Here is a 12,896-nt window from a genome sequence, read left to right on the forward strand (position 1 = left end):
TAATGAAACTTACAACAAACACCTATAAACTACTTGGTCTGTTGATCTTGCTATCACTGGCAGCTTGTCAGAAAGACTATTTGGATCGTCCTTCGGAGGACCAGGTGGAAGCGCCTTATTTTTTCAATACAGCAAAGGATCTGGAGGTAGCCACTAATGATTTTTACACTTTTTTGCCCAATGAATCCTGGTATACAAATGATGGTAGTTCGGACAATATGATCCCCCTCACGGTAGCCGACCGGATTAAGGGCAATCGTACTGTCCCTGTGGGCAGCGGCTCGGGCGGTTGGTCCTGGAGCCAGCTGCGCAAAATTAATTATTTTCTGGCCAACTACCATAAAGTGCCCGACGCTGCAGCACAAAAGAAATACGGCGGCATAGCCCGCTTTTTTAGAGCGCATTTTTATTACGATAAGGTAAAAACTTTCGGTGACGTACCCTGGTATGGAAAGGTGCTGAGCGCCAAAGATGAAGATCTTTTCAAAGCGAGGGACTCACGGCAGCTGGTGATGGATTCTATTATGGCTGATCTGGACTATGCTATTGAAAATATCCCAGCGGAAAAACAGCTTAATCTGATCACCAAATACACGGCACTGCTGCTGAAAGCGAGGGTAGCACTCTTTGAAGGAACATTTAGAAAATACCATCAGATCGCAGGACATGAAAAGTTCCTGAATGAGGCTGTTAGTGCATCGGCCGAATTGATGAATGCTGGGGCATATACCTTATATAGCCAGGGAGGGGCGGATCAAGCCTATCGGAATCTGTTCGCCCGAAATAATCAAGATCAGGTGGAGACTATCCTTGCCATTGATTTTGAATTGGGTATGCGTGTGCATGGCCTTGGCTATTCCTTCACCTCAGCGACTTCGGGGGCCTATGGTATCGCCAAAGATATGGTCAATAGCTATCTGATGAAGGATGGAAGCCGTTTTACCGATAGATCAGGTTACAAGACCATGGAATTCTATCAGGAAATGCAGAATAGAGATCCAAGGCTTACACAGACAACGGCGGGGCCTGAGTTCCGTGCTAATGGCGAGACAAGCAATGAGCCAGTCAACTTGACCATCACCACGACTGGCTATCGTCTGATTAAGGCCTTGCCTGATAAATTGCAATGGGGTGTATCGGCTTCCTATTTTGATGTCATCTTATTCCGTTATGCGGAGGCATTGCTGATCAATGCCGAAGCAAAAGCGGAACTTGGGACAATCAGCCAAAGCGACCTTGACCTGACAGTCAATAAGCTGCGTAGCCGGGCGGGAATGCCAATACTATCCCTCGCTGAAGCGAATGCCAATCCTGATCCTTACTTGCTGGCCATGTATCCGAACATCGACGGAGGCGCATTTAAGGGAGTACTTTTGGAAATCAGACGCGAAAGAAGGATCGAGTTGTTCAACGAAGGACAGCGCTGGGACGACTTAATGCGTTGGAAGGCCGGATCAAAACTCAATCAGCCTATTGTCGGCGTTTATTTTCCAGGTGTCGGCGCGTATGATTTTACCGGCGATGGCAAGGCGGATGTGTATGTCCATACCGGCAACACATCGGGGGCACCGGGTACCGTGACCACATTGATCAATATCAATCAGCGGACGCTTTGGGACCCGGTTTCAAATACGCAAAATGCCAATAAAGGGTCATTGGATCCATTTTATCAACGGGGTAAGTTTGATGAAAAACGTGATTACTATGCACCGATCCCCATCGAAGATATCAAGTTAAACCCAAATCTGAAACAAAATCCTGAATGGGAGAAATTATACCGATAACATGAAACAACTTATTTTTATTTCGATCCTCTGTTATCTATTGATCCCCGGATATACCTACAGTCAAAAGCAGGGTCGGCCTGATTATGCCGTTGGCTACTCACTCGATATCCGGAAGATAGCATTGGAAAAGCTAAAGGCCGACAAAGCAGCTGGTATGGATTATATCGAGATTGCTGGGTTAGGAAGTTTTGTCAATGCAGATCTCAGTTTAAACATTCCACAGGATGAATGGTTGCTTAAATGCGATTCGTTGGCCACTGTATTGAAGGAAGCGTCGGTGAAGGTATGGTCTATCCATATGCCCTTTTCCGCCAAAATAGATATCTCTACGTTGGATGAACAGCAGCGGCAGCAGGTGATCCGTATGCATTTGCAGCTGCTGGAAGGCCTTTATCGTCTTCATCCGCAGGTAATTCTGTTTCATCCTTCCTATTACCTCGAGCCCAACAAAAGGGAGGCCCGCAAGGATCAGCTGGTACGTTCTGTCAACGAGTTGTACACTGCGGTATCGGGGACGGGGCGGCAGCTCGTCATCGAAAATATGCTCGGTCCTTCGCTGACGGTGGGTGAGCGGGAGCGACCCCTACTGCGAACCGTGGAAGAATGTCAGGAACTTTTCGCCCGCTTTCCTCATCAGGTCGGCATTGCCGTGGACATGAACCATATTGCGCATCCCGAGCGGCTGCTCTTGGCTTTTGGTCCACGCGTCAAGACGCTGCACGTCGCGGATGGGAATGGAACGAAGGAAAGTCACTACCTGCCTTGTAATGGTAAAGGGAAGAATGACTGGAATACCATATTGGCCGCACTTGAAAAAATTAAATATAAAGGTGTATTCATGTTTGAGTGTCATTATGAAACCACAGCCCAGCTGATTGAATGTTACCGTCAGCTGCAGCAGAATTATAGCAACACACAAAACAATAAGTACGTTCAAAACATTGATTAATGAAAAAAGCGTTATATATTTTTATGGTTCTATTTTTTGCCCTCAGCATACAGAGCTGTAAAAAAGATAAAATAGAAAGTGAGCAGCGGCTCCTGATTGATCGGGATTATATGGAGGTCGGCAGTAGGGCCGATACCTATCAGTTGGACATCTTGGCGAATGCGGCGGTTACCGTCAGTAGCGACAAAGATTGGATCAAACTGGATAGTACGGTGTATCCCAAAGGGAAAAATAAGATCCGGTTTTCTGTTTCTAAGAATTCGGAAGACGAACGTTCAGCGACATTGTTGCTCAGGCTGAACGATAATCTATCGCAGGAGATCTTGGTTTTGCAGGAATCCGGAAAAGTGCCCGTTTTTTATGTGACTCCTGCGGGTAAAGGGGATGGCAGTTCCTGGACTAGTGCTACTGACCTCGATCACGCACTCGAAAAAGCAACGACAGGCAGTACGCTATTTCTTGCTGAGGGGACCTATGTTCCAACGCGGACCATTCGCAATGGTGACGTCAATGAGGAATCGGACAAAACTATAGAGATTGCAAAGAATGTCAGCCTGATTGGTGGCTATGCGGCCAATGCCAAACCTGGAGATCAGCCCAATCCCGCGCTGTATAAAACCATCTTTCAGGGAAAGCTTTCCAGTGGAAAATCGGTGTTTCACACGGTCACCGTGACGGCAGCCGCGGATCCTGAAAATCAGGTTAGGTTGGAAAACATCAGCATCAAAGGGGGGAATGCCACCGACCGCAGTGCCGGTACAACGATCGACAAGGTCAAATTCAGCCGTGGCCAAGGCGGCGGTATGTTGATTGGCATGGCTCGGGTCCTGCTCAAAAATGTGGACGTGGTCGACAATAAAGCGACCGCAGATAAGGGAACTGCAGGTTTTGCTGCCGGCATCTACGCGTTTGCGGGTGCCCAGCTCAGACTGGAAAACTGCCGTATCAACAATAATAGCAACACCGGCAATAACGGCGGCGGACTATGGATCGCTGATGGGTCACTGGTTGCCTACGATAGCCAGTTTAATCACAATAGTGCCAAAGGCACCGCAGGGGGCGTACATGCCTATCCAAACGCGGCTATCACACTCTATAATTGTGAGGTGATCGGCAATTCAAATACATCCTATGGAGCAGGTGTTTATCTACGTGAAAAATCAAAAGGGGTATTTGTTAATTGCCTGCTGGCTGAAAATTCGAGTACATCAGCCAACGGCGGAGGCGGACTAATGCTGTATGATAACTGTCAGGCAGACGTGATCAGTACAACCATTACCAAGAATGCCGTTGTTGGTCCCGGCGGTGGTGTCTATCGTCGCAGCAATGTCAACAACTTGACTTTGATCAATTCGATCGTTTCGGGCAATATTCAGGCGGGCAGTTCAAGCGATGTTGATGCTTATTCAGATAACGTCGCTGTTGTTCCATTGATCCAGCACACTGTTGCTACGAAGGCGGTGTATGGCGCTGATGGAAGCATTGTTCCAAAAGTAAGTTTTGAACCTGCGACTATGCTGAATCCAGATTATCTACCTATCGGTGCCGAAAATCCGTCCATGAGCTATGGTTTAAGCTCATCCGGGTTGCTGGAGCTTGCCAAGAAATATAAGCCGGTATTGGACGACAGTCGCATACAACAAGATATCAATAATAACCCGCGCTCTTCCAGCTTGATGGGTGCAAAAGTGAAATAATATGAAACAATTAAGCTGCCTATTTATCCTTACCATTCTTTTCATGTGTAACAGTCGCGCGGCTGAGCACAAGAATATCCTGCTGTTATTGGGTTCAGCCGATCCTGAGGTATTGGCCCGGCGGGTTGATGTTGCTGCGCAGCTCTACCGTATCCGGCCGATGGATGCTATTGTGGTGTCCGGAGGTTGTGGTGCACACGGTTCCAAGATTTGTGAAGCTTCGTCCATGGCGCTGCAATTGGTCAGCAAGGGGGTGCCCGCAACATTAATCTTTAAGGAGGAAAACTCCAAGACGACGGTGCAGAATTATATTTTTAGCAGGCGGCTCAAAAATAACGCTGGCGAGCGAATCATCCAGCCCGGAGATACGGTGTATGTTGTATCCGACCACTGGCATGCTATCGCTGTTGCTGCCCGCCTGGAAAAATACGACGGGGTGACAGCCAAGTTTTTTATTGAAGGTGCTATACAGCCCAAAAAGGAAGACCGTCTTGATTATGGCGGAATATTTAACGGTTACGATGACAACCATCTTTTTACGTTAAAAGGAACATGGCTTACACCTGAAGCGGTATGGACAAAAAAAGACAGTACCTATTATCTCACGCAAGATATGGTCTACACAACGGATGCAGGTAACAACAGTTATAACGTCAGTCCCGTCGAGAAGCTGTTTCCTTTTCTAAAAGGCAGTTCAGAGTTTAATACGCCAGTATATATTGATGCCCCGGCTGCATGGTATGTCCTTTTTGACGGCTATTGTCGTAAAGTTTCAAAAAAAGATTACAAGGTACTGGAAGAACAGCCCTTTCAGGAATGGCTGCCGTTGCCAGACACATTGAACTGGAGTCAGGTAAATACAGGGTATATGCAGGGAAAATCATTGGTGCTGATCGGAAAGGACAAGGTACTATTGGCGGAGCGAAAAGGGAAAGCCTTTCAGTATGTCCAGGCAACTGTGCCACAACACTATTTTGTTAACTGGCCGTACAGCTGGGGGGCGGGTAATGTCAGTGCGGCAAGATTGCTGCCAGGAGAAAATAAGGTCATCTTGTATCGCAATATGGAGTCGGCGGTATGTACTATTGAGCAGAAAACAATTGAAAATGCGGTTCCATTAAAGTTAAAATGGATCGGCGAAATAAAGTAAAAAACAGATGAAAAGAAATTTTATATATAGCTTAATGCTGCTTTTTCTTGTTATTTCATGCAAGAAAAATGAGGGTGGCACGCAGCTGCCCTATGATTACAGTATTCCCCAGGACGAAGACCTGGCGGAGATTATCAATAAGGCAACCTGGAATACAAAAACGGTTGCTGACGGTGTGCTGTGGAAGTACTACCAATTTCCGCGGATATTTGATTCCAAACAATATGTCAATGTATTTGAGATTGATCTGAAGAAAGGCGTGCAGCTGGAAATTCCCTATGTGAAGACCGGATTTCTAAAAACAAGTGCTGCGGCCACGGCTAAGGGAGCTTTGGTTGCATTTAACGGCAGTTACTTTAATACCAGTACAGGCGGATCAACCGTGTTTTTCAAATACGATGGCCAGGTGATCAACCAGACTGTGAATGGATTTAATAGCTACCGTGAAAATGGTGCATTTACCTTTACGGGGCAAAGCTATCAGATTGTGCCGAAGCCTGCAGGAGGTTGGGGTACCCTGAACGCTACAGCTGCATTGGCTGGCGGTCCACTATTGATGCAGGATGGTCAGGTGCTGGAGCAGTTGAACGTAGATTTCAATACCAGTAGGCACCCCCGTACAGCAGTTGGGCTTACCACGGACAATAAGCTGATCGTAGCTGTTATCGATGGCCGTTCGTCGCAGTCGCAAGGCCTGACGATCCCTCAGCTGGGTGAGTTAATGGCCGCTTTGGGCTGTACATCTGCATTAAATTATGATGGCGGCGGTTCCTCCACAGCCTGGGTGAAGGGCGAAGGTGTGGTTAACTATCCTTCAGATAATGGCAAGTTTGACCATGAAGGTGAACGCGCTGTAGCCACGGTGTTTACAGTGAAATAAAAATTCGATAATTTTAGCGTTAGATGGCCATCTCGTGGATAATAGGAGATGGCCACTATTCAATTAAAATCATCAATGATAATGATAACCAGTTTTTAATTCTGTATATGCCCGAAGATCTGAACTGTAAATGACAGGAACTTCAAGTTAGGGAAAAGATTAGGGAATGAAATAGTTATAGATGGTTGCTTGGAATTTCCGACATACCACTTAGTTTGGCGCAATTAAAGCTTAATACGATAGGATAGATTGTTTTTTTGTAATAAATATTTGATAAATTTGTTACAGATTAAATGATTTTTAATGTCAGAAACATCTAAAAATAAGATAGAAAAAAAGATTTTTAAGTGTTCTCGCGGCGAGTTTTTTTGCAGATGACTTTAAGAATTATGGTACACCAGAGAATATCAGGTTGACACTTTTCCGCCTGGAGAATGATGGACTTATTGAAAGATTGGCTCATGGTATTTATATTAAACCTAAAAAGGACCCTTTATTGGGTACAATATATCCTAGTATTGAAGAAATCGCTAAAAAAATTGCAGGGCGAGACAAAGCTCGTATTGCTCCGACAGGCGTATTAGCGTTGTATTTATTAGGGCTGACTACGCAAGTGCCTCTAAAATCCGTTTATCTAACAGATGGTTCACAGCGGGATATTAAAATAGGTAACCGTACAATCAAATTTAAACGTACTGTACCTAAAAGCTTTGCGATAAAAGATGATTTATTACAGTTGATTGTTTTAGCTTTTAAAGAACAAGGTCAAGAGGAACTTTCTGAAGAATTCTTAAGCAAGATCAAACATTCAGTCAAAAAGATAGAAAAACAAGTTCTTGATTCTGAGTTGAAATATGCTCCAGTGTGGATCCAGAAAGAAATAACTAAGCTTTACCAATCCTAAAATTATGTGGTTAAATCTTAAGACAGAACAAAAGAGACTTGTATTAGATCAATTGAGCAATATAATGGGATTGCCCGCTTTTGTTATTGAAAAGGATTGGTGGGTTTGTATTGTTCTGAAAGCTGTTTTTGCTACGAAATATGCAGAGTCTATTGTTTTTAAAGGTGGTACGTCGTTAAGCAAAGCGTATCAGTTGATAGACCGCTTTTCAGAAGATATAGATTTAATTATCGATCGACATCTCTTAGGTTTCGACGATCTAGATTCAAAATCTCAAATCAAAAGGCTGAGAAAAGCTTCCGGAGATTTTATTATTAATGAGTTTAGAGAGGAATTGATCATCCAATTGGAAAAATTGGAAGTTCCTAAGAATTCCTATGAAATTCGTTATAATACCCATGTAGACGATACGAGCGATCCTAATACGCTGGAAATTTATTACCACTCGATAACAGCAATCGGTCACACATATATCCAACAAAGGGTACTGTTGGAAATGGGCGCCAGATCGCTAACTGAACCGTTCGAAATACAGTCGGTCCTATCTTTTATAGATGAGCATTATAAAGATACAGGATTTGCTGAGCCATCTTTTAATGTTAAAGTTGTAGTTCCTACACGGACCTTTATAGAAAAAGTTCTCTTATTGCATGAAGAGTTCTCTAAGTCGATTGATAAAATTAGGAGTGATAGGCTAACTAGGCACTTCTATGATATAGATAAGATTACGGATACTGATTTTGGAGTAAAAGCTATTGAGGACGAAGAATTATTTAACACAATAGTCCAACACCGCAAAACAGTCACTCCAATACGAGGAATTGACTATTCCAACCATCGAAAAGGGAGGTTAAGTATTCTTCCGCCTGACGAGGTAATAAAAGAGTGGGGGGCGGATTATAAAACTATGCGTGAAAATATGATAGTGGGAGAAAGTCTAACATGGGAGGAACTTCCAATAAGTATCAGAACAATTCAAGACAGCATGAATCGTTAAAGGGCAAAATAACGAAATATTCTAAGCGATTAAAAAAAATATAGTCACGGTAAAATAACCTTTACAGATTCCAATAATCTATATTATTCTACTAAATTTTTAGGCACTTTTGATATTATAACTGGTAAAATATACAAAAAATCATACTAAGATTAAATGCTGCATGGCAAATTATAGCGCCCCATATAGCTCCTGATTTTAACTTGAAGAAATAAAACAGTCTGCTTACAAAATACATCGAAAAACACCATATGAATGTAGGTATGAAGAGAAGATGCCAACCGTCGAGCAGGTGTATTAATCCAAAATGTGCAATGTGGGTTAAGGCAAACGCCGAGCTATCTAGAATTGATGCTCCACGATTTCCGAATCTAGAAACAAAGGTTTCATGAACTATCCCTCTAAAAAAAAGTTCCTCGCCAAACGGGCTGAATAACATTCCTGTGACAGCCATGATGAAGAACATCTGCCTTTTTGCCTCTATCGTTAAATCTGTGGGAATCTTATAAGAATTTGAGATGTATACATACCAGTTTTGATAACTGTCCTGATAAAGGAATTTACCCAAGAAGAATAACAAGTAAGCATATAAACAACCGCTTATAAAAGCTATGGATAACCATTTATAACTTTTAGGTTTGTTCCAGCCAATAGCCTTCAGACCCCTTTTATTTAAGAATACGAAAGGAATGATAAATGATACCAGCATTATTAAACCAATAAAGCGATAATCGGCATATTGGTTGGCATGGAGCACCATAATAAATCTCGGTACACAAATGATTAGAACTAGAAATAAGCCAAACTTCCAATTGAAATTGAGGATACTTTTCCAAAAGTTTCTTAAATAAGGTTGCATAAAAGGTGTAATTTTAATGGGTAGCTATAAGATAGGAAAAAAAACTTTATCTTTCACCTCCCTATTCCCGCTATTCACCGAGTTTTCCTGATCGTTGGTCTAAAGCCCGTAGGCTAGTGGCCTATAGTGTTGTAGTTTTGAGTCAACAAATAAGAACAACAGAACTAACACAATAAAAAAGACATTATGAATACGCTAGTAAAAACATTCGCAGCAGCAGCTTTAATCGCCGTATCAACTTTCGCTATGGCGGCTGAAGAACCAGAAGCAAGAACAGCAAAGCAAAAGTTAACTTATCAACAGCAGACTTCGCACTAGATCACTATGTTGCGGTCACTACCGAAGGAGAATCAGCAGGGATAGAGCAGTTATTTGCCGCTGATTTTAATCAAAAGATCCAAGCAACAAATGCGCAGTCTCATAACCGTGAACCGGTCATCAAATCCTTGAAAAAGCAAAAAGGCGAAAAGCTAAATTGCACAGTAACCACAGATATTTTAGAAGAAACCGCAGACTATATGGTCGCTAAAGTGACTTTGAAATTTAAGGATTTCAGCGAGACAGAATTAGTTACTTTGGAGCGTTTGGGCAATAACTGGAAAGTATCCAAATCAATCAATTCGTATAAATAGTACCCAATAGCTGGTGGTTTGACAGTCTAAAAAGACAGACCACTAGTGAATCATATGTTTATTTAAGGCCACGTCGTGAGATGTGGCTTTTATTATCTTTCAATTGTTGTCAACTTTATGCTGTCGTTTTCATTTCTAAACTTATACAAGTATCCATTTTTGATAATAAATTCAGTTGAGTCTGTTGTCAGATAATATTCATTCCCTTTTTTACTGAATTTTCCCTCTAAAAAGTAAGTTGATGAACCAGGGCTACTGCTCTCACTCATACTAAAAGTGTTTTCTAGCTTCCAGTGTGTAATTATATAAGTTTCGTCTTTCAGTTTAAAGTTCCAACTTTCAAGTCGATTATTTTGGTATCTATCAATTCCTTTGCCAAACAAGTAGAACATTAATATTCCAGAAATAATAGAATTGACTAAGAAAAGAGCAACAAATTTTCTTTTCATAAAAGATAAAATCAAAGCGATAATTAAATTCAAGATTACGACAAGAGGTACAAGTATTAAAATTCCAATTGAAGCGCTCGGGTCAGGGTTAATTTGTTTAACCCATAACCAAATGATTGCAAAATCGATTGTTGTCAATAGAATAATCCTGATCCAAAATTTCATTTTAGCAATTTAGTTTTTGTGGTGTTATGTTAGGCTTCCAATTAATATCTTTATTCGAGCCGCTTATTCTGGTAATTTCATGTTTAAATATAACTTAATTGAAGCGTATTTTCGAACGATAGCTTTCACCTCCCCATTCCCGCCATTCACAGAGTTTTCCTGAGCGTTAGTCTAAAGCCGGTAGGCTAGGGGCCTATTGTGTTGTAGTTTTGAGTCATCAAATAAGAACAAAAGTACTAACACAATAAAATAAAGACATTATTAACCATCATGAGTGTAATCAAAGGACACTCATGATAGCTTTATCTCAAATAAAAAACAAATAATTTCGATAAAAAACGCTAGTAAAAACATTCACAGCAGCAGCTTTAATCGCAGTATCTACATTCGCTATGGCAGCTGAAGGACCTGGAGCAAAAGCAACAAAAGCAAACGTTAACCTTTCTACAGCAGATTTCGCTTTGGATCACTATGTAGCGGTAACTACGGAGGGAGAATCAGCAGGTGTAGAGCAGTTATTTGCAGCTGATTTTAATCAAAAGATCCAAGCTACCAATGCGCAGTCTAACAGCCGTAGCGAAGTGGTTAAATCGTTGAAAAAACAAAAAGGCGAAAAGCTAAACTGTACAGTAAGCACCGACATCATCGAGGAATCGGCAGACTATATGGTAGCTAAAGTGACTCTAAAATTTGAGAATTTCACCAAGACGGATCTTATTACCTTGGAGCGTGTGGGTAATGACTGGAGAGTATCCAAATCGATCAATTCGTATAAATAGAATTTTACAACTGATGGTTTGCCGGCGATAAAAGGCAAACCATTAGTGAATCATATGTTTAAGTTTAGTTTAAAGGCTAGGTCGCGAGATCTGGCTTTTTTTACGTTTGGTAATTTGCATTTGAACAACAAAAGATTATTGTTTTTGCATAATACCATATTTCTTGTTTTGATCGCCTTTGGCATTTGCTCCTGCGTAGCTATCTAAAATCCGCATGGTGGCCGCTTTTAGGGAACGTCCGAATTCCGTGGGATGATAACCCGGTCCAGTAAAAAATTCCACCTCATGATTGATTTTTGAATACCATACTCTTCCTACATCCTTGGGACCTAGGGTATCTGGTCTCGTTATTTTCACAAATCCCTCGAGTTTGTTTTTATCTAAGCCTATCACTTGATAAGGCTGTGTCTTACTCTGACAATCTACCTCAATATATTTTTCTCCATTCCAGCACATGCACTCTTCAGGCGTCAGAAAATGTACGGTAGTCAATATTGCCAATACCAAAAGTGCTACACCTGAAAACCTCAATACAAGTTTGTTTTTTTTGAAAAATGGTCGGGGATCATTTTGTTGACTCTCATTTCCTTTATTGCTGTTATCTAAAATTATCTCATCCGAATTAATTATATCACTTACAGGTCGAATTTTTCTTGTTTCTGAATTTTCACCGTTTTCATTTTTACTCTCACTTGAATTAATGTCGATTTGATCTTCTGATTTTGTTGGAATGATATTGGGTTTATGTTCGAAAATAGTCACGCTACAAGTTTCTTCAGGACATAGAGGTCCTTGCGGATGATCGAGTGGTATGTCAGAGGCTAGCTCATTTATATCATTGACGTCAATTCCTAAGTGGTCCGAATTTTTATCGTAAACTAATTCATCTTCGTTGTCTTGATTAGAGGGTGGAAAAGTATTATCGTGAATGACCGTATCATCAACTGGTGCTGCACCATCTGTTTGGACTTCGTTCCCATAATTAAAGTTGTAGGGTCGCGGTTGAAAATTAATCAGTACAGCGAGAAATTTTACGACATCTCTGTCTGGGCTGCGTTTTGTATCTCCAATGATAAAATTTCTTAAAGCCCTGAATTTATCCGTATCGGAATCTTTAACTATTTCCCTGAGTGACTTACCAAGTAGCTTTTGTAATTTCTTTTCATCTTTTTCTCTGAAATAATCAGTAAATACAATTTCATCCGCTTCAGAGAGCCCTTGCTCGAAACATTGTATAGACCAATTCTTAAGATCTCCTGCTGAAGGCCATTCGCGGGAGAAACCAAGTTGTCTGTTTTTCTTTAAATCTAGGTAGCTGTCTCTTACAGCTTTTTGAAAATTCTCAAACATGATTCCAAAATTAATATCCATTCAGTAATGAAAATACGGGAAACCGTACCCCTGATAAGGTTAAAATATCATCTTGACCATTCGGAAAAATTTGGAAGACCTTCCAGAGTTTTTGAAACATCATGAAACATCATGAAATGTTGTGAAGCATTGGAAGCGTTTGATAAAAAGGGTTTTAACGGCTATAACTTTGTTCTCGAAGTCAGATGATGGATCGATTAAAATATAAACTAAGATACTAATCTGATTTCACAATGAGAAGATCTCGCGGTAGTCTTTAGCCGGTTTGGGAAGCAGC

Annotated in this window: 13 protein-coding genes; 10 read left to right on the forward strand and 3 right to left on the reverse strand. The window is 41.5% G+C overall.

Features of this window, described 5'->3' with window-relative positions; all coding sequences use genetic code 11:
- The first annotated feature begins 2 nt into the window (after positions 1-2).
- The 7 genes from B3139_RS16870 (at position 3) to B3139_RS16900 (ending at position 8,364) form a co-directional block, all read left to right on the forward strand.
- Complete coding sequence (locus tag B3139_RS16870; protein ID WP_293884718.1) at positions 3-1,784, forward strand: RagB/SusD family nutrient uptake outer membrane protein; 1,782 nt, start codon at positions 3-5, stop codon at positions 1,782-1,784.
- Position 1,785: 1 nt separating this feature from the next.
- Positions 1,786-2,736 (forward strand): sugar phosphate isomerase/epimerase family protein, encoded by a 951-nt coding sequence (locus B3139_RS16875; RefSeq protein ID WP_293884719.1) that lies wholly within the window; start codon positions 1,786-1,788, stop codon positions 2,734-2,736.
- Positions 2,736-4,433: a right-handed parallel beta-helix repeat-containing protein gene (locus B3139_RS16880; protein WP_293884720.1), complete on the forward strand. Its 1,698-nt coding sequence runs from the start codon at positions 2,736-2,738 to the stop codon at positions 4,431-4,433. Before B3139_RS16875 ends, B3139_RS16880 begins: the two co-directional genes overlap by 1 nt.
- A 1-nt stretch (position 4,434) precedes the next feature.
- The gene (locus B3139_RS16885; protein WP_293884721.1) at positions 4,435-5,583 is read left to right on the forward strand and encodes a YdcF family protein; all 1,149 of its coding nucleotides are present in this window, start codon (positions 4,435-4,437) and stop codon (positions 5,581-5,583) included.
- A gap of 7 nt (positions 5,584-5,590) precedes the next feature.
- Positions 5,591-6,463 (forward strand): phosphodiester glycosidase family protein, encoded by an 873-nt coding sequence (locus B3139_RS16890; protein WP_293884722.1) that lies wholly within the window; start codon positions 5,591-5,593, stop codon positions 6,461-6,463.
- A 412-nt stretch (positions 6,464-6,875) separates the two neighbouring features.
- Positions 6,876-7,367, forward strand: a complete 492-nt coding sequence (locus B3139_RS16895; protein WP_293884723.1) for a DUF6088 family protein — start codon at positions 6,876-6,878, stop codon at positions 7,365-7,367.
- Between the two features lie 4 nt (positions 7,368-7,371).
- Positions 7,372-8,364: a nucleotidyl transferase AbiEii/AbiGii toxin family protein gene (locus tag B3139_RS16900; RefSeq protein WP_293884724.1), complete on the forward strand. Its 993-nt coding sequence runs from the start codon at positions 7,372-7,374 to the stop codon at positions 8,362-8,364.
- A 115-nt stretch (positions 8,365-8,479) separates the two neighbouring features.
- Here B3139_RS16900 and B3139_RS21580 read toward each other — a convergent pair whose 3' ends face one another.
- Positions 8,480-9,223 (reverse strand): CPBP family intramembrane glutamic endopeptidase, encoded by a 744-nt coding sequence (locus B3139_RS21580; RefSeq protein ID WP_414711837.1) that lies wholly within the window; start codon positions 9,221-9,223, stop codon positions 8,480-8,482.
- A gap of 186 nt (positions 9,224-9,409) precedes the next feature.
- On the opposite strand from B3139_RS21580, the gene B3139_RS16905 reads away from it, so the two are divergent.
- Positions 9,410-9,541 carry a hypothetical protein gene (locus B3139_RS16905; RefSeq protein ID WP_293884725.1) on the forward strand — a complete coding sequence of 44 codons (132 nt, stop codon included), beginning with the start codon at positions 9,410-9,412 and terminating at the stop codon, positions 9,539-9,541.
- A 128-nt stretch (positions 9,542-9,669) separates the two neighbouring features.
- Positions 9,670-9,855 carry a hypothetical protein gene (locus tag B3139_RS16910; protein WP_293884726.1) on the forward strand — a complete coding sequence of 62 codons (186 nt, stop codon included), beginning with the start codon at positions 9,670-9,672 and terminating at the stop codon, positions 9,853-9,855.
- 92 nt (positions 9,856-9,947) lie between these two features.
- Here the strand turns inward: B3139_RS16910 and B3139_RS16915 are convergent, their stop codons facing one another.
- A complete protein-coding gene (locus B3139_RS16915) occupies positions 9,948-10,469 on the reverse strand; it encodes a hypothetical protein (protein ID WP_293884727.1) in 522 nt (173 codons plus the stop codon).
- A gap of 392 nt (positions 10,470-10,861) precedes the next feature.
- On the opposite strand from B3139_RS16915, the gene B3139_RS16920 reads away from it, so the two are divergent.
- Positions 10,862-11,248, forward strand: a complete 387-nt coding sequence (locus B3139_RS16920) for a nuclear transport factor 2 family protein (RefSeq protein ID WP_293884728.1) — start codon at positions 10,862-10,864, stop codon at positions 11,246-11,248.
- Between the two features lie 135 nt (positions 11,249-11,383).
- On the opposite strand, the gene B3139_RS16925 is transcribed toward B3139_RS16920, so the two are convergent.
- Positions 11,384-12,598 (reverse strand): hypothetical protein, encoded by a 1,215-nt coding sequence (locus tag B3139_RS16925; protein ID WP_293884729.1) that lies wholly within the window; start codon positions 12,596-12,598, stop codon positions 11,384-11,386.
- Between the last annotated feature and the right edge of the window lie 298 nt (positions 12,599-12,896).

Source organism: Sphingobacterium sp. UBA1498 (assembly GCF_002325125.1).
Lineage (GTDB): Bacteria > Bacteroidota > Bacteroidia > Sphingobacteriales > Sphingobacteriaceae > Sphingobacterium.